We start from the raw sequence: 19,899 nt of genomic DNA, 5'->3' as shown, positions 1-19,899 counted from the left end.
CGGCCTTCAGTTGCTTGCCGGCCGGCCACGCCGCCGGGTGATGGCCGCACGCGCCTGATCGAAGTGCGGATCTTCCCGGGTCAGCGGGGTGCTGAGTACGACCCGTGGCCGCTTTAGCGCTGCACGGTCCTTAGCGGTGACCTCTCCGGCAATAGCCCGGCGGATCTCGTCAGGCAGCCCCTCGGACGGTCTGACCTGGAAATCGAGATCGGCGCTGCGTTCTGCTTCTCCGCGCACAGCGTTGATTCGCTCGGCGACGAGCTCCGGATGAAACGCGATGCCCAGATAAGTAATCGGATCAAGGCCCGCTGTCCGCAGGAACTCAGTTGCCGGCGCCGCCGGTGGCGGTGCCGGGGCGGGCAGAGGAAGAACAGGCCAGCACAGCAGATCGGAGAGCGTCATAAAGCCGGGACGCCAGTGGCTTACCTTCTTCTCCTTCCGCTTGCAGCCGCCAGCGACCGTTCCGACTATGTCGCGCGCAAGCCTGATATTAACGCCTTCAATCCCTGGCAGCGCCCCAGCCGCCGAAGCCAGAGCCGTTTCCGGATGATAGAACATATAGAGCGGCAGCGTATCCATGCCGTCCGGCTTGGTTGCGGCGTGGGTGACCAGTGTCTGCGCCTGACTGCCCTTAGGTGTGCCGTGGTCGAGATGATCGTAATACCAGTAAGTTGACCCGTCCTTTAGCGTTGCTTCCCTGCACCGCTTGGCCTGGATCATTAGGCGCAGATAACTGCCGCTGCCGACCTCGTGCGGAGCTGCATAGATCCAGTCCATATCTGCTCCGGTGGCCGTCTCGTCCGGGAAATCGACGCGGACGCCGAAAGGCTGGAGCGAAACCAGCCCCATCATCAGCAGGTCTGTCGCGGTCTCCTCGCGGAAGTTGCAGGTCAGGTGCCGGTCGCGTTCGAGCAGTATCGCTAGATCTTTCGGAAAACGGTTGGCAAATTCGCAGAGCATCGATCGGTAGTCCTCCGTCGCTTCGAGACGTGGCACAGATACTGCGGTCGCGTCGACAGTAGAGTGCGCTCACGGGCGCGGCGGATAAGCGGAGCGCATACTGGTGACATCGGTGAAGCCGCCAGCGGTCGCGCGCTTTCGCCCTGCCGCGCGGCACTCTGGCTGTAAGCGGAGGGCACGGCGGCGGCTGGCCCCAAGGCCCGTGCGCACGCCGCCGCGCCGACCACTCTCCGCAAGGGTACCCGGATTTGCCGGGACTGGCAGCAGGCGGGAAGTCAGCATTCCGAGACGTCGGACGACAACAGCAATCCTGTCCGTTACGCTCGAAATGCGATGCTGATCGTGGCATGTCAGCACTACAATGGGACGGCTATTGGCAGGCGAAGAACAGACTAATGAAAATGCAGAACAGCGATTATGCCCATTTCTTCTTCGATCACTATGATCTCGAAGCTCAGCTGATTGCGATCCACGGGTTCCTCGATCGCTCGCGCGAGCAGGAGGATGAGGAAGCGGCTAAGATCAAAGCCCTTGCCGGCCGAGCCGACGAGATTGGCAGTGATCACCTGGTAGGCATGTACACCGACAGCGTTCACGCTTCAGTCTACAGCGGTGCTGCACACAGCGCCGCTGCCGTCGGGATGCTTGCGCCATTCGTAGAAAATCTGTTCACCGGCATCTTCCGCGGTATCGGGGAAGAAGAGGGCGACTATCTCGGGCGCGATAAAGATTCCAAGCGGTCGACGCTCTCACGCGCCCACTTCTGGAACCCGCATTTCAGTTTCACCTCGGGCGAGGTAAAAACCAACCTAGTCGATGGGATCATCCAGCTGGCAGACGCTGCGAAACTGACTCCGCGCCTGCCTGCCGACACCCGCAAAGTGCTTGAAGCCCTGTTCGAATATCGCAATGGCATGCTCCACAATGGGTTCGAATGGCTGCCTGAGCGGCGCACGAAGTTTGCGGACCGCATCCGCAACTGGGATACATCCTGGTTCATCAGCGCGACGTCGGATGACAAACCCTGGGTCTGGTATATGTCGGACGTCTTCATCAGCCGGATCCTCGCGTTCATCGATGAGGTGATCGAAGCGGCGGGCCAGCACGCTCACGAAGTGTATTTCCCGGACAGCTGAGCGTGTCGCTCAGGCCGGCAGCGGCAAAACCTGCTACCACGTCGTTCACAAAATCCTCGAAGTTGACACCGTTACCCCGACCAGCCGTATCGGCTTCTCTGATGGCAGCACGCTGTTTGCGAGATCGCGCGCGAGGCCGTGTCTCTATCGTCCGACACTGCCGCGGTTCCCTAATCGCTTATTTACCTCGCTACGCACGACGCAGCGCCACATGAAGGGAGGCTGCTTTCAGGATCAGACAGAGTCGCCCCAAATGTTGCCTTGTGGGTCTCCGCTGCCCACCCGCCGGCGGCCGAAGTCGACCAGCATGCGTCGTTCGCAGTCGGGCTTTGAACGGCAGCTTGCGCCAGAACCTGCCGTTCGCCCAGCGCGAAGCCGTCTGGCAGCAACGCGCCCCAATGACGGCCATTCCGCCTGCCGCCTGCAGACCCCGAAAGCCGCCGTTCGTTCAGCAAACACCGATTTGCGTAATTGGGTGGGAAGCGGGCCAGCACGCGTTCGCGGTCGGCGGCCCACCAGGACGTGGGCGTGCGCCCCTTGCGGAACTCCGGCGTCAGGCCCCACAGGCCCAAAGCGTCGAACCGCTCGCGCGTGGTGCGCAGAAAGCGCGGCTGGAAGGTGGGACCGTCTTCACTGGTGGGATTGCCGGCGCTGCTGGCACCTCCCTCGCCAGTGCCGGGATTGCCTTCGCTCATGCCTCAGCCTCGCTTCGCTCGATCAGCGGATCGCCGTCCGGTTTCGCGCGTCTGAACAGAGTAACGACGCGCCTACATCCTCCCCCTGATCGCCTGCGATCGTGCCGCTCCGAAAGCCGAAAAAAGATGGCGTGCGGAGATAAGAGCCGATACCCTCTCGTTCCCGGTCCCTCCTTTTCCCCCAATCAGCAGTCTTACGTTCCGTCCGGGTAAAATGGTCGTTTCAGCGTTGGGGAGGCTTAGGCCTCTGCCCTCGATGTTGGACGATCCGAAACCATCGAAGATGGATCGTTTCGCGTGACCGTACGATCAAGCTAAGGGTAATTTTGTGAAAATGGAAGTACTGGACAGTATTCGTGAGGGCGATGCCACCTGCCTTCTTTGTAAGGCATCTCTGTATGAGTACGTTACGAGTCTTCCAGCGGATTTTCGGGATTTTTACATACAAAGAGGAATCGTTACGAATCGATTCCTCGATAATCTGTGGGACACCCTCGCTAAGAGGAGGCACATACCTTCAATTGTACTTGTGGCTGGTCCCAATTTAAAAGCCCAAAAGATCGGGGCATCCTTTGATCTAGGCTCGGACTTCAAAGTTCTCGATGGACTGCAGCGGAGCCACCGACTCAGGGAAATCTGGGATACCATAAAGTACATTGACAATAGCTTCGTCGACGAGGGGGATATTCCTGTTGCGCGGTTGACACGTAAGATCGCTCAAGGCCTTCGCGCTGAAGGCTTAAGCCCGCAGGTCTTCCAGAAGATACTCGAAGCCAAGCGAGCAGGCGTCAACGGATCTGAGACGTTCGAAGTTAACACCATTTGGCTTGAGGTGTGGATCGGCTTGTCCGAGGCGCAGCAGATACAGAAGATGCTTGTTCTTAATGCTGGTCACAAGTCGGTTAACATAAAGCACCAGATTGAGCTTCTGTTTTGGAGCAACTTTGACGTCCTGGAGAATGAGTTGCAGCCAGGCAGATTGTTCAGAGAGAAAGACAAGGCCTCTACATCCTATAGCAAAGAAAGACGGTCGGGCGAGTTTCACTTTGCTCACCTCATATCGGCTTTCGTCTCTCTAGCCGAAGGAGGCATTGTCACAACTAACGCGGAATTTTCCGCGGCCCAGTCCTTCACTGCCGACGAGTCTGATGACTCGCTGTTCGACATCGACGATCATTTACTTTCGGCGTTTGCCGGAACGCTTAAGATTCTTGATGGCGAGCTGCGAGATGAGCTGGGCATCCGGTGGCTCGGGCGGGAAGTTGTGATGGTCGGGATCTTCGGCGCGATCGGATCGGTAGCCCATACTCATCCTGGTACGAAGATCGAGATCCTTTCCGACTTCAACGCGCGCATCAAGGATTACGTCAGCATATTGAATCTCGAAGAGTTTGAAAGATGGCGAAACACGCTAGAACTCTCAAAGGTTAACATCGGCAACGTGAACAGACGGGCGGTATTCAATGCTACTAAAGCGTTTCTTGAGGGTCGCATCAGTAGCCCGATAGATTGGCGCAACCTGAACGCTAAAGGTGTCCTCAATGACGCTTCGTGAGAAGATCATTGATATAATTAGGTCTGGACTCACGGTCGATGAGACTATTCTGTCTCAGGAGTGGCTTGATGAGATTACAGACATCATCCTCGAAGCGGAGGAGCTGTGCGCCGTTGCGGCGAACATTTTTGGGGAAGAGGGCGCTAATTTTGTCGAACAGGTAAATCTGCTATTTGGTAGATTACCGCTCGCTACGCCTAGGAAGCAGGTATTTCCGAAGGCTGCTAACCTTTTGACTTTCTTGCGTCTTGCCAATAAGCTCGATCCTGATGAACTTGATATCGATGTTCCCGCCGACCTTGCAGAATTCGTGATTAGTGAGGCTCGGTTTGATGCGTTTAGGAAGGGTGGGCGTGCGTTAAACCTGTTCATCTATGAGCATCCGGGGGACTTAAAAGGATCTGTGGCTTTCTTCGACTTGCGGCAACCCCTTGGAGAGGAGGCAAGTCCGGTAAGTATCCCCCATAGAACCGCGGCCTGTGTCTCTATCATAGTCGGTGAGCAAGCAGGCGACCTTACAGGTAAGGTCTGGGTGGTTTCCACGATAACAGCCGAGCAACAGCGCAACTTTTATTGCAAGTATCACCTTCTCCTTGCTGGATTTTTGCTGACGAACCCCGTCTTCGCACCGTCGACGGCCGCTCTTATGGGGATCCCAGAAACCCTTCGAACAACTGACAATTACAATCAGTTCAGCGAACCCTTTGAGATATTAGGGGAGATCAATAGCCGAACCACAGTTTTGGATACTCTACTAAGCTGCTATCACGTGCTCGAAAATTACATGATACGCGCCCAGATAGTTAAGGTCGTTGATCGGAGTGGCGCGTCTGCGCTTTTTGGGATTCGGCATTTCAAGCAAATGGAAATATCAGTTCAGAACAAGGAGGCGCATCATCTGAGCAGTCTAATCAAGACTTCCTGGGATAAGCAGATTGGTGGAAGAGCATTTAAAGATTCTGTTCGAGACATGTTTCAGTTGCTGTTCAATAACCCAGCCTTCGTGGCCAACGAATTCCATGGTTTTTTAGAAAAGCTAGGAGTGAGAGCAACTGGTCAGCAGCTTGACTTGAGCAACCTAAATGAGGCGTGCGATATTCTACCAAGATTGCTATATCAAGTGCGATGCTCTATCGTCCATAACAAGGAAACAGAATTCCATCTTTCTAATCGTGAGTTGAGCGTTCCTACAGTTCTGCTAACGTTAACGGATCTTTGTTTACCGGCCATGCAACGCTTAGCATTTGGGCTCCCATCCGTGGCGGCTCCGAATCCTCTCCGGTACGCGAGAGAAGCCTTGAAACTATACTGAAGGCTGAGAGGGTTGGATGCACCCGAGACTAGGAGCGGGAAGTTGCCGCCGATCAGCGATGAATGAACGTCCAATCTTGAGGCGAGCCGCCGGCGGCCCAACGTCCACTTGTGGGTCTTAGCGGCTACACTCCCCTTCCATGCCGCCGTATAAAACGAAAGACGTGCTCACCTGGTCGCCTGTAGGATAAGCGCTGCTGTTTCGCGCGGCATGTCCCACATTGGAAAGTGGCCGCTGTGGTCAAACCAGTGCAGCGTTGCAGACGGAAACGCCGCTGTCGCGCGGGTCGCCTGCCGGGGCAAGCACAACCGGTCATGCTTGCCCCAACCGATGACAATGCGTTGCGCTGGATCAGCGGCTGGGCCTTTCTGCTCCGGGCCCGTGGCAAGGTCATCGACAAGGCCATCGAACGTTGCCGTATCTGTGATGCCGGTCAATTCAGAGCACACCAGCTCAGGTGGCAACGCAGAAGGCTGTGCGGAAAGCTGAGCCAATAGCGCCGTGCGCGCCGCGGCACTGCGGCTGATCACCGGCAGACGCGATCGCAGGACGCGCAGCAGCTTCGCAGAGAGGCCGATCGTGGTGCGGAAGTAGGAACGCTCCCAACCACGCCAAAAACCACCCGGATCGAGCGAGACGACGTTGCCGACCTTCCCCCGGCGAGCCAGTTCCAGCACGATCCGGGCACCCATCGAGCTGCCCACGACATCGATGCCGACAAGATCGTTCACGACGAGGTAGCGCTCGACGCTGCCGACCAACCCCTCGAACGTACCGCTGTCCTGCTCGGCCGCTGTTGCACCGTGGCCGGGGAGATCGATGGCGATCACCGATCGTTCTGCTGCCAGGTCGTCCAGGATCAACTGCCAAGCACGCCAGCTGCTACCCAAACCATGGATGAGCAGAAGCGGCTTGCCGACGCCGCGAGTGATGTGATGCATGAACCATGATCCCTTCAGGGATCTTCAACGTTCGAACGGCCGTAATGGCTCGCGCATGCAGGAACGCTGCCACGCACGCGTCGGCATGCTTGCTTTGCTAAAGGCTGAGCTACGATGCCGCGATAGCTGGAGCTTCATCCCTACTGTTCCTGAACTAACGTCCGCGCGTGCATTCGAACTGACATCCCGGCTCGGTGCCCGAGAGATCATTAGGGCAAAAGGCTGGGACGTGGTAATTAGGCACATCGTCGCTTCCGCCCTGGGCACCGCGACGGCTGAGAGACCGCTAGCGCTCCCGCTTTGATATGGGAGACGGTCATGCCAATTATCCGCAGCAATCATTTGGCGCGCGCACGTAGCGAGCGGCAGATGGCCGATCGATCGGCCAGCAACGTCGAACGCACCATTCATAACAAACTGGCCGATCTCCATTCGGCGGCCGGCCAAGCGCGCCCCACTGAACCGCTGGTCGACAGCGAGGCCGTTTGAACATGGATGCGCTGCTGCAACGCCCGCCCTTCGTCGATCCTCATGTGGACATCCGCGCCGCAGAGGCGTCGCCGCTGTCGCCGGATTTACTGCAGCGGATGCACGGCTATTGGCGGGCCGCGAATTACCTCTCGGTCGGCCAGATCTACCTGCGCGCCAATCCGCTGCTGGACCGCCCACTGACGCTGGCCGACATCAAGCCGCGGCTACTTGGTCATTGGGGCACCACGCCGGGGCTGAACCTCATTTACGTTCACCTCAACCGCCTGATCGTCGAGCATGATCTCGACATGATCGCCATCATCGGCCCTGGCCATGGCGGCCCCGGCATCGTTGCGCAGACCTATCTCGAAGGGTCGTACACCGAACTCTATCCGGCGATCGAGCGTAGCCGCGGCGGCATGGAGCGGCTGTTCCGGCAGTTCTCCTGGCCGGGCGGCATCCCGAGCCATGTCGCGCCCGAGACGCCGGGATCGATCCACGAGGGCGGCGAGCTCGGCTATTCGCTGGCGCACGCGTACGGCGCCGCGTTCGACAATCCCGACCTGATCGTCGCCTGCGTGATCGGTGACGGCGAAGCGGAGACGGGGGCGCTGGCGGCGAGTTGGCACAGCAACAAGTTCCTCAATCCCGCGCGCGACGGCGCCGTGCTGCCGATCCTGCATCTCAACGGCTTCAAGATCGCGAACCCCACGGTGCTCGCCCGGATCAGCGACGAGGAGTTGGCCAGCCTGCTGCGCGGCTATGGCCACGAACCGTTCTTCGTCGAAGGCGACGATCCGATGCTCGTCCACCAGCAGCTGGCCGGGGTGCTCGAGACAGTTCTGGAACATATCCGCACGATCCAACGCGAAGCCCGATCCGCCACGTCGAGCGGCATAAGGCCACGCTGGCCGATGATCGTGCTCCGTACGCCAAAGGGGTGGACCGGACCGAAAAGAGTCGACGGCAAACCGGTAGAGGGCACGTGGCGCGCGCATCAGGTGCCGATCGCCGACTTCGAGGATCCCGAGCATCTCGTGCAGTTGGAAGACTGGCTACGCAGCTATCGCGCGGAGGAACTGTTCGACGCAGCCGGCAAGTTCCGCGAGGAATTTGCCTCGCTGGCACCGACCGGGCACAGCCGGATGGGCTCCAACATTCATGCCAATGGCGGCGAGGTGATGCGCGCGCTCGCGCTGCCCGATTTCCGGTCGCACGCGGTTGCGCTCGCTGCGCCGGGCGCCGTTAGAGCGGCCGCCACGGCGACGCTCGGCAGCTACCTGAAGGAGGCGATGGCGCTCAACCTGAGTGCGTCGAACATGCGGCTATTCGGCCCTGATGAGACCGCCTCGAACCGTTTGCAGGCTGTGTACGACGTGACCGGCAAGACGTGGATGGCCGAGGTCGAACCGAACGATACGGACCTTGCCCCGGACGGCCGCGTCATGGAGGTCCTGAGCGAGCATCTCTGTCAGGGCTGGCTGGAAGGCTATCTCCTTACCGGCCGCCACGGCCTGTTCTCGTGCTACGAGGCGTTCGTCCACATCGTCGACTCAATGGTGAACCAGCACGCGAAGTGGCTGAAGACCACGCGCGCGATCCCGTGGCGCAAGCCGATCGCATCGCTTAACTACCTGCTGACGTCGCACGTCTGGCGGCAGGACCACAATGGTTCGTCGCATCAGGATCCAGGATTCCTCGACCATTTGGCCAACAAGACCGCGGAGGTGGCCCGCATCTATCTCCCGCCCGATGCCAATTGTCTGCTGTCGGTCGCCGATCACTGCCTGCGCAGCCGCAACTATGTGAACGTGATCGTCGCCGGCAAGCAGCCCGAATGGCAGTGGCTGACGATCGACGAGGCAGTGCGCCACTGCACGATCGGTGCCGGCATCTGGGAATGGGCGAGCGATGCAGGCGAGCCCGACGTGGTGCTTGCCTGCGCGGGGGACGTGCCGACGCTGGAGACGCTTGCTGCGGCCATGCTGCTGCGGGAGTATGTGCCCGATATCCGCATTCGGGTGGTCAACGTCGTTGACCTGATGGTGCTACAACCGCAATCCGAGCACCCGCACGGCTTGGACGATCGCGCGTTCGACGCGATGTTCACCACCGATCGCCCGGTGATCTTCGCCTTCCACGGCTATCCGTCATTAGTGCACCGGCTGGCCTATGCCCGCCATGGCCATCACAACTTTCACGTCCGCGGCTACAAGGGTGAGGGGACGACGACGACGCCGTTCGACATGGTCGTGATGAACGATCTCGACCGTTATCGCTTGGCGCTCGACACGATCGAGCGCGTGCCGCGGCTTAAAGATCGCTTGCCGAAGGAGACTGCACGCTACTGGGCGATGATCGAGCGGCACAAGCTCTACGTCGCCGAAGAGGGCGACGATCTGCCCGAGGTGCGCGACTGGCGATGGAAACGTTGATCCTGTCCATCAACTGCGGGTCGTCGTCGCTGAAATTTGGTGCTTTTATCGTTGGGAAGGGCCGGGCGGAAACGGTGATGTCCGACGCGGTTGAGAATAAACCCGATTACACCGCCAGCTTCGACGAGATCGCGGCAAAGCTGGACGGAGCGCAACCCGATGCGGTCGGCCACCGCATCGTGCACGGCGGGCCGAAGCTGTTCGGGCCGAGGCTGATCGACAACGGTGTCATTGCCGACCTTGAGGCGGCATGCGAGTTTGCGCCCCTGCATGGGCGCGCCGCCCTGGACTTGATCGCAGAGGCGCAGCGCCGCTATCCGGGGACGCCGCAAATCGCCTGTTTCGATACCGGCTTTCACGAGCACCTGCCGGCGATCGCTGCGATCCTGCCCGTGCCTAAGGCGCTCCAGGCTGCCGGGGTCAGGCGCTACGGCTTTCACGGTCTGTCCTGCCAGTCGATCGTGCGCCAGCTCGGCGCCGACCGGCCCAAGCGGTTGGTGGTCGCGCATCTCGGCAGTGGCGCGAGCGTCACCGCGGTTCTAAACGGCGTCTCGGTCGATACCTCGATGGGACTGACGCCGTCGGGGGGCGTCGTGATGGCCACCCGCAGCGGCGATCTCGATCCGGGGCTGCTGCTGTTCCTGCTCCGCAAGGACGGGATGACGGCCGGCCTCCTGGAGGAGTTGCTCGATCATGAATCCGGACTCCTCGGCATCTCGGGGCAAAGTGGCGACCTGCAAAAACTGCGGCAATTGGCGCTCGCCGTTCCCGACGCCCAGCTCGCCATCGACATCTTCTGCCGATCGGTCGCCAAGCAGATTGCGGCGATGATCGCCAGCCTGGGCGGCATCGACCTACTCGTCTTCAGCGGCGGCATCGGCGAACATGATGCCGAAACGCGGAACGCGATTTGCGCCGATCTAGTCTGGGCAGGGGTAAAGCAGGGCGCGGATGCGGGGAACGTCAGAGCCTGCTCGGCTGACGAGGAAGAGCAGATCGCGTGGGATACGTCGGCGCTTATGCTGGCAGGCGGCGCACACAACGTGTCGGTGTGACATCACCTGCCGTTCGCAGCGTACTGATTAACGAGTGGCCGAAGTTGGTAAGCCGGTACATCGGCTTGGATGGCCGCTTCTGGGTCGTCGAGGCAATAGGGCAGGGCACCCCCTTTACCAAACTTAGTTATTCCCGGAGCAGCATCCCTTTTGAGAAGGGGGATTGTTCCGTTTAACGACGCCAATTGAGAACATCAGAGGTCAGGGTTTAGCATCCGTTTCTCTCGCAAACGGCCAGTCGAAAGATCCCATGACGAGCCGCCCAGTGACTTCAGGCTCGCGGCCCATACGCAGCACCAAGTCGGTTGAAAGGATGAAATAACTGTCCGGCGCCGACGCATAGAGCGGCTCGCTGACACCCTCCTTAAGCGAGATAGCCAGGCCCGATCCGTTCGCGGTGATCGAGAAGGAGCCGAGATCGGAGACGACGTAGGTTCCGATCAGGCGAGCGCGGATGTCGCCTGGGATCGGCACGCTCGCGCGCTCGATGCTGTGGTAGCTAGGCCAGCCGTAGGCGGCGGCCACGCTGCGGGTGATTTCCGATCCCAGTTCGACACCCTGGGCACCGTTCGTCATGACCGCCACCCCGTCGCCCGACCCGGTATAGGCGACCAGGAAATTCTCGTATCCCTCGTTGCTGCCGCCATGCGCGAACGCGCGATCGGCAGGTGTCGGGTGCACTTCAAGACCGAGGCCCCATTCCCCCTTGCCGGGTGTCAGCATTGCGGTTGCCAGCGATTGATCGAGAATGCTGCCTTTCTCTCCACGCGCACTGTCGCGCACGGCGATCGCGTAGCGCAGCAAATCGCTTGGCGTGCTCCACAGACCAGCGGCGGCCAGCTCCGGATAGGTGTGAGGTCCGCCGGGCACGGGCTTGCCCGACCCGTCATGTGGCCAGGCGGCGGTCGCCAGCGAAGCGGCGTCGAGCGGCTGGGCGAAGCTGCTGCGCGCCATGCCGGCGGGTCGAAGCACCTCATCGTGGAGAACCGCGGCGAATGGCTTACCCGTCACATCGCCAATCAGTTTCTGAATGACCGTGAAGCCACCACCGGAATAGCGCCACGTCGTCCCGGGCTTCGTATCCACGACAACCGATTTGGTGTTTGCGGGAGCATGGCCGGCAAGCACGTCGTCGACGCTCGGCACCGCGACCCCAGCAGCGTAGCCGGGGAAGCCATGCACCGTGGTTCCCGCCGTATGCGACAGCAATTCGCGTAAGCTGACCTGTTCACCGGGTGGCGTCGGCAGCTGCCATCCCATGAGTTGCGTGTTGACATCGCCGTCCAGCGTCAAGCGGTGCTGCTGGACGAGGCGCAACGCAGCGAGCGCCGTGACCGGCTTGCTGATCGAGCCAGCCTGAAACAGCGTAGATGGCGTTACGGCTGGGCCACCTGCTCGCGTGATCCCGTACCCCTTGGACCATTCAATGGCGCCGCCATGCAGGACGGCGACGCTGACCCCAGGCACATTCAGCCGTCGCATCTCCGCTTCGATCGTGCGGTGCGGTGCCGGTGCACCTGCCAGCACAACGGCCGATGTCAGCCCCTGCTCGACCACAGTGATCTTAGATGGCGTGGGAGCACTCTGTTGAGCTGTTGCGGGGATGGGCAGCAGGGCCATCATGTACGCCACTCGAACTAATTTGCTCATAGCCTCACCACCAGGTGTATTACCTTGCAAATACACCTGGTGGTGTTGCGTAGCAAGCGTCCTGCGCGTTTTAGTGTCTTTCGCGTAGCCACCTGCGAGGATTTCGATTTTATCATCCTCCTCGTAAAAAGCGGGCAGGTCCGAGGCTTAGCACCTCCCAGGCAGCGAGGATGAATGAATGGCAGAAGGTGGGGCGCCGAAAAGAGGCCGCGAATGACTGGATGTGGGTCGTCGTCCTCGATCCATCCGATCTGACTGCAATACCGACATGCGCTAGACGATTGGCGGAGCAAAAGCCGCGCGTCCTACGGCTAGTTCGTCGAAGATAGTGCGATGCGTATTGGCTTCGAGCCGGTAAAACAGACAGACGAGTGCTGCTGCCAACGCCAGCATACCGGTGCCGGGGCCATAAATGATTCCGATCCAGGTGCTCGCGCTGTGCGACAAGTCTGCGGCGGTGATCGCCGCGCCGTGTCCTGCCGTTCCGGATTGCAGGCCGATCATCTGCATGGCGATACCCGCCAATAGCGAACCGAATCCGGCGCCCGCCTTGCTAGCGAAAGCCCAACCCGCGAAATACAGGCTCTCGCGCCGTGCGCCGAACAAATGCTCATGCTCGTCGGCGGCATCGGCCATCATCGAAGCGAAGGCCATGGCGGCCATAGCCTTCACCGTGCCGCCGAAAAACACTGCCGTCGCTAGCAACGCGACCGGCGGCGACGAGCGCCGCAGGACCGCGGTGCCAGGCGTGCGCACGTGCATCGCCTGCCAGTCCGAACGCGATGCGAAGCCAGCCGCCTCGCTGTTCAACAGACGCGGCAGCAAGGATAGCCAGCTTCGCTGACGCCAAGACCAAGAAGTTTAGCATCGACGAGCGCAGCCTAGCGAATTCTAATTCGGATCGAACCGAAAGCGGGTCGCGCCGGTGCCGAGTGCCTTGAAGAGCTTGCGTCCGTCGTCGCTCATCGGGTTCGGCAGTTCCATCACCCGCCACCTAGTCGGATCAAATACGAACGGCACGTAAAGGATGCGATACTTTTGCGTCGTATCCTTGGCGGCCTTCGCGGCCACCCGCATCTCATTCTGCGTGAACTCGAACTCGTAGCGATCGTCGAGGCTGGACTTCACCTCGTACTGCCATTCGTGTTCCACCGTCCGGATCCGGAAGTCGAACCCCCAACGATCGTCCCCGTGGCCGCTCGTCGTGGCCTCCTCTCGATTGCTCGAAACCCACGAAGCCTGGGTGAACCGCCCACGGTGCCTCTCCTCCAGCCACTTCCTGACCAGATACTCGCTCGCCAGGCCCATCGCGGTGCGCATTGCTTCGGTCGGCTGGCTGCGTCGCCGGCCACCGGGTCCGCCCGGCCCGGGCCCGCGCGAACCAGGAGCGGTCTCGGGCATCTCCGCCAAGCTGAATCGGCGCCGCGACCGCTTGAGCCAGGATCCATCCGCTATGCCTAGATCAGCCAGCGCCGCGAGCCGTTCGGCGAAGTCGGGAGCGGCGGTGTCCAAGGGCTGTCCAGCGAACTGGATCGTCCGCTGCTCGCGCGCCTTCTCCTCCTTCGCATCCTGAAGCCTCTTGGCTTCTCCAAGCATATCCGACGGGTCGATCTTCAGGACCTTCAAATCGATGGTCGGCTGCATGCCCACCGGCCAGGCACTCGCGCGGACGAGCGCTGCGATGGCCGACGATGCCTCGATCTCGGCGAAGTCCAACAGCCCTGCCTGGTCGACGAGCTTGACCACTGAAAGCGGGCCCTCGCCCCAGACACCCGGAACCCTGCCTTCGCGATGCAACCAGGCCCGCACGACCGGGGCGGCCTCCTCGATGGCCTTCTGCAAGGTGCGCTTGCTCCTCGCGGAGGTTGCGCGGACGTCGGGCAGGTCGAGCTCGATGTCGGGACCCACGAGCGCATCCAAGGCGGCCGACACGCGTTCCTCGACGGCGGCGCGACCGAGCGTCTCACGGTCCGCGATCCAGCCTTCATCGAAATCGACAAAGTTCATGCCGCGCGCGGCGACGTAGGCCACGAGCGACTTCCCGGATTCGAAGTCCGCCCAGTACCGGCGGCGAAGCCGGTCTACGGCCGACGGCTGGATGTCCTCGATCCAAACGTCGAACAGGCGCCGCAACTCGGCTTCGTTCGAAAGGATCGGCTCGCCGAGCGCTACGAGCATCCTGTTGAACTCGCCGAAGTCGAGGCCCAGACGCCGCCGCAATTCCGCCAGGTCGCCGACCTCCCAGATCATCGCCAGAAGTTCGGCTGGATCGGGCGCGATACCCGGCGCACATTCCTCGAGTAGCTCGGCCGGGTTGGCCGCATCGCCCTTGCCGGCAAGTCGCGCCCTGAGCTCCATGGCCGCTTCAAGCCCGGACAGGCACGCCACCGCCGGCACCAGCAGCCGCGCCAGACGCTCACCTGAACCCCGCCGGGCGGCCTCGTGCTCGCGGACGAGCTCGATCCGGCATCTCAGCGCCTGCGCGAACGCGAGGTCGGTCGGCCTCTCCTCAGGTCCAGCCGACTGCCTCGCGGCGAGACGGAGTAGCAGAGTCTCCAGCGAGCGCATGCGACGGTCGAGCAGCGACGACAGCGAGGTAGCGGCGTCGGCCAGGACGGCCCAGGTGATCTCCCGGGCGCCGGACACGATCAGCGTGGGAAGCGCGGGATCATCGTGCGCATACACCGGCATGCGCTCGCCGGACGTAGCGCCATCTACGCGGAGTTCGATGGTGTTGCAGAAATGAACCCGGACACGTCGCAGTCTTCTTTCGACGCTCGCGGGCGAGATCTGCCGCTCCAGTTCACGTCCGAGAACATCGTTCGCCAGCGCTGCCGCGTCCACCAGCCAGTCCAACCCGCTGGCCAGCAAGGGCGTGTCGGCGAGGCTCGGTGCGAAAGGGCGTCCGTCGACCACGAGAACGACGTCGCCCTGCCCGACCGGCTTGGCGTCGAAGCCGCCGCCGGCCAGCAGGGCGGCGATCACGGGCCCGACCAGCTCCTCCTCCGCGACGTCGAGGATCGGCTGACCGACGGCAATGAGCGCACGGGCCTCAGGACGCTGAAGATCGGCAGAGACGTAGATCGTCGGCTTGGCCGTCCCGTCGCCCCGGACCAAGTTCCAGCCATCCTGCCCAGAGGCCGCGATCGACAGGTTCGCGGGAAGAACAAACTTCGTCTCGACGGCCTGCACCCACCCGCGTTGATAGGCGCGGCGGAACGCCACCCTGTCGCGTTGCTCGAGCTGCACCGCGGCGACCGCCAAGGCTTGCAGCTTCGCGACGGTCATGTCGTTCGACGACCAGTCCTTGACCCCCGCCGAGGGCCCCATGAGCAGCTTGCGGAGCCGCTCGTCGTCCTCGATCCTGCCCGCCAAGCGCTCGGACGGGCTCGGGACGAAGCGCGGCCGCTGCCGGCCGTCGCTTGTCGACCAAAGGTCGGAAGGACGCGAGAAGGATTCAGGGTCGGACGCCAGCGGCATCCAGGGCGCGGACTTCACGAACGCCCCGGCCGGTGTGGCGATCACCACCTCGTTCCAGTCGCGCTCCCACCGGTCGTAGCGCCCCAGCCGGAAGGTCAACTTCTCCGCACCCTTTTGCGCGAGGTGCGCGAGGACCAGCTCGGCGAGCCGGCCGCGCGTTTCGGGAGCGAACGTGTCGCATTCGACTTGACCAGGAAAAAGGCAGAGTTCGCCCTTGCGCTGGTAGTCGGTGTTCGGGTTGTGCAGCACGGTTCCGCGCGTAAGCGCTACCCATCGGGCATCGCGACCGGCTGTAGGAACCTCGCTGCGGATAAGGTTGTGCCACGTCCCGTTCGGCCACCCGCTCTCCGGCACGTCAACCGACGCGACGGGGGTCAGACCGTCGTTGACGCCGACGATGGAAAGGAAGCGCACCCACTCGCGCCGCATCGCCTCGGTCGTCGGGACCCAGCCCGCGTCCGCCACAAGAAGCGTGCCTCGGGCATCCTGACAAGCCTGTGACGACGAGGCCGCCTCGGCGAGGAAGGTTTCGAGGGTCCGGCCGGTGCGCGTCCAGCCCTCCGAGAAGCAGGAGAGACGCGCGGGAGCCCAGCCATCCCGCGTCTCGACGTGCAAATCGAGCCTAGGCAGTATCAGCTCGGCGCGCTGCGGCTCGGCTCGCCAGACATCGAAGGCCCAGCGCAGCGCCGCTTCCCGCCGGGCGGGAGCCGGCTTGTCGGTGAAGGTGGCGGATATACCCGACAGCAACTCGACCGCGTCGTAACGTCGGCAAAGGCCGGCCTTGATAAAGTCCGCGCTGGTCTCAGGCTTGAGGACGACATCCTCGTCGAGCAGTGCATAGCGACGGGCGAGAGCGGGCGGCGGTGATCCTGCCCGAGCGCCATCCTTCCTACGCGACGGGGCCTCGGCCCGCACGTAAACGGGCGGCGTGGTGTCCATGGAGGTCCCGGCGGACGCGACTACAAGCTCGCCAGTCCTGGAGATTAGCAACTGCCGTCCGCGCGCGGCACGCAGCGACGCCGGGCTCCCGAACACGCGGTGCAGTTCGTCATAGAACGTGGACCAGGTTCGCGAGACAGCGCCCTCCGCATGTAGCGAACGCGCGAGCGCCTCGCCCCAGGCAGCCAGCTGGTGATCGGCTGCGCCGGGCGTGCGGCTCTGCGTCCTGATAAGGCGTTCGAGAATCTTCAGGCGGCGAGGCCCCAAAGACGGGTCCGCCAGGTCCGCAACGCCAGCCTTCACCAATCGTCTCGCACGGAACAGCCGGTAGCCCGCCTCGTCCCAGATCACGGCCTTCCGGACGCTCGTCCACGCCTCCTCCCCTCCGGCGGCCGGGACCAACGCGAAGTCCTGCCAAGCGCTGCCCGGGGATCGCTTGCCGAACATGACCCGACGTAGGTCGTCCGGGTCCCACGCAATGAGGTCGAAGACCAGGAACCGGCCCAGCGAACCGGTCTCGTCCTTCAGCTCAAGCGCCGCGGCGGCCGCGGTCTCGGCCAACTGGTCCATCAGTGTTGCATTGAGCGGCAGGTCGAAGGCAGCGCGGCGACGGTCGATCGAGGCGTAGAACGGCGCGTCGATGTGAGCGCGCAGCGGAGACTTGAGCTCCTTGGCCATCGGCAGGAAGTTGTAGACGCGCCCGACGTCACGCTCGCCCTCGCCGAGTGGAACGGCGACCGCCACCGACGGCTGCCCGCGCCAGTCCCGCCAGCGCGCAAGTTGAGGCTCCTTGGAGACGCTCCTCTCCACGGCATCCGCGAGGATCGCGCCGTCCACATCCCTGCGGACCACGAGGAAGCGCTGTCCTCCGGGCTGAAGGACCACGACCTCGTACTTGTTGGCGGATGCTGCGGCGGGCAGCGGGCGGTCCGTCACGTTGCGGGTCAGCGTCCCGCGCACGGGCTCGCTGCCCGACGCCTCGATCTCGATCACCACCTTTTTCAGCCGCTCCAAGAACAGGAGGAGGGGCGCAGCCGGGTCCAGCAGCGCGAGAACCTGCTCGCGAGCGACCTTCCCCACCTCCGCCGTGCGGAGAGGAACGTGCACGACGGTCGCGAACCCGTCCCGCGCGAACTTCCGGATCGCCTCGTCCTGCTCGACGAGCGGTACTGCGGCGAGGTAGCGCGGCAGCGTATCGGCGACCATCTCCACTATGTCGGGAGCGGCGAGGCCAGACATCCGATCCCGCACCTCGTCTTTCGAAGCGAAACGGAAGCAGAAGCCGCCAAAGCGATCGGCCGGGGTGGCGTTGGTCTGCGAGTAGATCCGGGGATCGTCGGTCAGCGTCTCGACGCTGCGGAAGCCCAGCCCCTTGTTTCCTATGCCCTCGCCGACGCTCTTGCTGCTGACCGCTACGTTTCGGATCGCGCCGACGTTGCGCCAATCGAAGCCGTGACCGGCGTTCGCCACGTAGAGGTCGCCGAGTCCGTCGGCATCTAGCACGAGCCGGAGCTTGATCTCGCCGTCCTCCCCGGCCTCGTGCGCATCGTGCGCGTTCTGGAACAACTCGAACACGACCCGGCTGCCGTATTCCCCGCCGACCACCTCGTTAACGTTGCGCAGGCTCTCGTAGGTCTGCAGCCCGGAGCGCACGGCATGGATGGCGTTGTCGAACTGCCGATCGAGCAGCGCTTCCAGCATGGAGGCCGGATCATCGCTCGCGCTCGCCTCGATCGTTCCGATCTCGAACGGTTCCTGGTCGTCGCGCGGCTTCATCGATCCCCTCTACGTCGCTCTGCGGCCACGGGTGCCTTTACGCCGCGAACCGCGGCGTCCATGGTTCAGCATGGCAGCACCCTCCGACCACAGCTACGACCTTTTTTCGCGGCCGGCGAACCGGAAGGCGGAGACTGTCCTCGTCGTAACACCCTACGTCGAGCGGAACTTCTTCGATCAGCTGATCAGCAAGCTGAGGCCAAAGCACCTTCACGTCGTTATAGACGACGGCTGCAGGCGCGAGGACGTCCAGATGATCAAGGACGCCGTCGCCGCGTCCAAGCGCAAGGTCGCGCTGACCTGCACGTTTGGATCGGCTCCTGGGCTCGTCCACCTAAAGCTGTTCTACATCGTCTGGCGCACGGAGGCGAAGCGGACCGCGCGGACCCTAATCTTCGGGTCCGCCAACGCGACAAGGCAGGGTTTCGGCGGCGCACTGAACGCCGAGCTGATAGCCAGCTGCCGCCTGACCAAGGCGCGCCACTCGCACGTCATTAACTGGTGCGACGAGGTCGTGACCGCGACCGGGGCGGGCGAACCCCGAAGGATCGAGCCCGCAAGGGATCTGGATCTGGGCGTGGGCCTGCAGCTCCGGCTTCCCGGGATCACGGTCGGGCGGGAGAGGCCGTCGCTCAGCAACTTCGACCTATGGATCCAGCGGGGATTCCTGCTGTCAGACTTCCGGCCGGAGCAGAGCTTCCTCAAGGTGCCCGTCCGGCTCAAGCAGGCCCTCGGGCAGAATGAACAGTCGCGGATGGTATCACTCAGCGGCTTCGAGGTGCCAGCTACGAAGAACCTGACGTATCATTACGCCGGCGAGGCGGGCGCTGACGACATGCACAACGACGCAGCGAGTGCGGCCGATGGCGATGCAGGCAACTGGCGTCGCCGGCTATTCGTCTGGACCCACCTTGGGGACTGGTGTTCCGAGGCGTGCTACAAGGCAAATAGTGGGACTTTCAGAAAACGAGGCTACGAAGATCGCGTGGCCCTCGTGAAGACGCTGGAGGGATTGAAGGATCCGGCCGCGCTACGGCGTGCATGCGGCGCCTTCATCGACGCGATAGCCGGCTTGTGGGACCGGCTCCAGGCGGATGCCGGATCGTTCCTTGAGGGCTCCGATGTGCTTGACCGGGATCACTACGCCCAAGCCTTCGAAGACCGGGTGGCCAGGGATCTAGAGCTGATCGGCGATCCGGAATTTCGGCTTCGCTACCTGACCGGCTACGAGCTGGCCCAGGTGCCCCGCTTCCGCTCAGACGTCAGGGGCTGGGACGAGTTCCTGGGGAGCATGACCCGCGCGATCTGCCTGGACCATGCGCGGGGCCGGAGCCAGTCTTGGTTCCTGCAGGCCCTGGAGGAGGCATTGGAGGCCGAAGGTCAAACGAGCGCCGCGCTCGCCGACAGCTCGGAACTGCTAGGGCTCAAACCCAATCAGCGGGTTGAGGCGGAGTGGCTTTCCTGATTCACTGCGCGTGGATCATGGGAGGTTTG

General features: G+C 62.4%; 13 protein-coding genes and 1 pseudogene. 8 read left to right on the top strand and 6 right to left on the bottom strand.

Translation table 11 applies throughout. From position 1 onward, the window contains the following. Nucleotides 1–6: 6 nt before the first annotated feature. Nucleotides 7–996, bottom strand: a complete 990-nt coding sequence (locus AC07UH_RS20135) for a DUF6615 family protein (RefSeq protein WP_495181973.1) — start codon at nucleotides 994–996, stop codon at nucleotides 7–9. Nucleotides 997–1,355: 359 nt separating this feature from the next. Between AC07UH_RS20135 and AC07UH_RS20130 the strand changes: the two genes are divergently transcribed. Beyond that, nucleotides 1,356–2,096, top strand: coding sequence for a hypothetical protein (locus AC07UH_RS20130; RefSeq protein ID WP_495181974.1), 741 nt, complete (start codon nucleotides 1,356–1,358; stop codon nucleotides 2,094–2,096). Between the two features lie 182 nt (nucleotides 2,097–2,278). Here AC07UH_RS20130 and AC07UH_RS20125 read toward each other — a convergent pair whose 3' ends face one another. Further along, a complete protein-coding gene (locus tag AC07UH_RS20125) occupies nucleotides 2,279–2,791 on the bottom strand; it encodes a hypothetical protein (protein ID WP_495181975.1) in 513 nt (170 codons plus the stop codon). A gap of 328 nt (nucleotides 2,792–3,119) precedes the next feature. Here AC07UH_RS20125 and AC07UH_RS20120 point away from each other — a divergent pair, with 328 nt between their 5' ends. Beyond that, nucleotides 3,120–4,346 carry a hypothetical protein gene (locus AC07UH_RS20120; protein ID WP_495189972.1) on the top strand — a complete coding sequence of 409 codons (1,227 nt, stop codon included), beginning with the start codon at nucleotides 3,120–3,122 and terminating at the stop codon, nucleotides 4,344–4,346. After that, on the top strand, nucleotides 4,333–5,658 hold the full coding sequence (locus AC07UH_RS20115; protein ID WP_495181977.1) for a hypothetical protein: 1,326 nt from the start codon (nucleotides 4,333–4,335) through the stop codon (nucleotides 5,656–5,658). The genes AC07UH_RS20120 and AC07UH_RS20115 overlap by 14 nt, the downstream gene beginning before the upstream one ends. A gap of 167 nt (nucleotides 5,659–5,825) precedes the next feature. Here the strand turns inward: AC07UH_RS20115 and AC07UH_RS20110 are convergent, their stop codons facing one another. Next, entirely contained in the window at nucleotides 5,826–6,599 is a 774-nt protein-coding gene (locus AC07UH_RS20110; RefSeq protein ID WP_495181978.1) for an alpha/beta fold hydrolase, read from the bottom strand. 318 nt (nucleotides 6,600–6,917) lie between these two features. Between AC07UH_RS20110 and AC07UH_RS20105 the strand changes: the two genes are divergently transcribed. Genes AC07UH_RS20105 through AC07UH_RS20095 form a run of 3 tightly spaced genes read left to right on the top strand, consistent with a single transcriptional unit; the run spans nucleotide 6,918 to nucleotide 10,560 of the window. Next, on the top strand, nucleotides 6,918–7,088 hold the full coding sequence (locus tag AC07UH_RS20105) for a hypothetical protein (RefSeq protein ID WP_171009471.1): 171 nt from the start codon (nucleotides 6,918–6,920) through the stop codon (nucleotides 7,086–7,088). A 2-nt stretch (nucleotides 7,089–7,090) separates the two neighbouring features. Continuing rightward, nucleotides 7,091–9,505: a phosphoketolase family protein gene (locus tag AC07UH_RS20100; RefSeq protein WP_495181979.1), complete on the top strand. Its 2,415-nt coding sequence runs from the start codon at nucleotides 7,091–7,093 to the stop codon at nucleotides 9,503–9,505. Continuing rightward, a complete protein-coding gene (locus AC07UH_RS20095) occupies nucleotides 9,493–10,560 on the top strand; it encodes an acetate/propionate family kinase (protein ID WP_495181980.1) in 1,068 nt (355 codons plus the stop codon). The genes AC07UH_RS20100 and AC07UH_RS20095 overlap by 13 nt, the downstream gene beginning before the upstream one ends. A gap of 201 nt (nucleotides 10,561–10,761) precedes the next feature. Here the strand turns inward: AC07UH_RS20095 and AC07UH_RS20090 are convergent, their stop codons facing one another. Continuing rightward, nucleotides 10,762–12,183, bottom strand: a complete 1,422-nt coding sequence (locus AC07UH_RS20090) for a serine hydrolase domain-containing protein (protein ID WP_495181981.1) — start codon at nucleotides 12,181–12,183, stop codon at nucleotides 10,762–10,764. A gap of 300 nt (nucleotides 12,184–12,483) precedes the next feature. Next, nucleotides 12,484–12,972, bottom strand: coding sequence for an MFS transporter (locus AC07UH_RS20085; RefSeq protein ID WP_495181982.1), 489 nt, complete (start codon nucleotides 12,970–12,972; stop codon nucleotides 12,484–12,486). Between AC07UH_RS20085 and AC07UH_RS20080 the strand changes: the two are divergent. Then, a pseudogene (locus AC07UH_RS20080) lies at nucleotides 12,932–13,054 on the top strand (TraR/DksA C4-type zinc finger protein); the annotation flags it as partial. The gene AC07UH_RS20085 and the pseudogene AC07UH_RS20080 overlap by 41 nt on opposite strands. 47 nt (nucleotides 13,055–13,101) lie before the next feature. Here AC07UH_RS20080 and AC07UH_RS20075 read toward each other — a convergent pair. Continuing rightward, on the bottom strand, nucleotides 13,102–18,405 hold the full coding sequence (locus tag AC07UH_RS20075) for a sacsin N-terminal ATP-binding-like domain-containing protein (RefSeq protein ID WP_495181983.1): 5,304 nt from the start codon (nucleotides 18,403–18,405) through the stop codon (nucleotides 13,102–13,104). Between the two features lie 253 nt (nucleotides 18,406–18,658). On the opposite strand from AC07UH_RS20075, the gene AC07UH_RS20070 reads away from it, so the two are divergent. Beyond that, nucleotides 18,659–19,870: a hypothetical protein gene (locus AC07UH_RS20070; RefSeq protein ID WP_495181984.1), complete on the top strand. Its 1,212-nt coding sequence runs from the start codon at nucleotides 18,659–18,661 to the stop codon at nucleotides 19,868–19,870. The last annotated feature ends 29 nt before the right edge of the window (nucleotides 19,871–19,899 follow it).

Source organism: Sphingomonas sp. GW821-FHT04B01 (genome assembly GCF_059420425.1).
Note: the sequence above shows the minus strand (reverse complement) of the source record. Positions and strands in the feature narration are given on the sequence as shown.

Excerpts from the sequence above, each read along its gene's own strand:
- AC07UH_RS20110 (WP_495181978.1), bottom strand. The coding sequence starts at position 6,599 with ATGCATCACATCACTCGCGGCGTCGGCAAGCCGCTTCTGCTCATCCAT.
- AC07UH_RS20070 (WP_495181984.1), top strand. The coding sequence starts at position 18,659 with ATGATCAAGGACGCCGTCGCCGCGTCCAAGCGCAAGGTCGCGCTGACC.
- AC07UH_RS20100 (WP_495181979.1), top strand. The coding sequence starts at position 7,091 with ATGGATGCGCTGCTGCAACGCCCGCCCTTCGTCGATCCTCATGTGGAC.
- AC07UH_RS20125 (WP_495181975.1), bottom strand. The coding sequence starts at position 2,791 with ATGAGCGAAGGCAATCCCGGCACTGGCGAGGGAGGTGCCAGCAGCGCC.
- AC07UH_RS20115 (WP_495181977.1), top strand. The coding sequence starts at position 4,333 with ATGACGCTTCGTGAGAAGATCATTGATATAATTAGGTCTGGACTCACG.
- AC07UH_RS20085 (WP_495181982.1), bottom strand. The coding sequence starts at position 12,972 with ATGCACGTGCGCACGCCTGGCACCGCGGTCCTGCGGCGCTCGTCGCCG.
- AC07UH_RS20095 (WP_495181980.1), top strand. The coding sequence starts at position 9,493 with ATGGAAACGTTGATCCTGTCCATCAACTGCGGGTCGTCGTCGCTGAAA.
- AC07UH_RS20130 (WP_495181974.1), top strand. The coding sequence starts at position 1,356 with ATGAAAATGCAGAACAGCGATTATGCCCATTTCTTCTTCGATCACTAT.
- AC07UH_RS20075 (WP_495181983.1), bottom strand. The coding sequence starts at position 18,405 with ATGAAGCCGCGCGACGACCAGGAACCGTTCGAGATCGGAACGATCGAG.
- AC07UH_RS20105 (WP_171009471.1), top strand. The coding sequence starts at position 6,918 with ATGCCAATTATCCGCAGCAATCATTTGGCGCGCGCACGTAGCGAGCGG.
- AC07UH_RS20090 (WP_495181981.1), bottom strand. The coding sequence starts at position 12,183 with ATGATGGCCCTGCTGCCCATCCCCGCAACAGCTCAACAGAGTGCTCCC.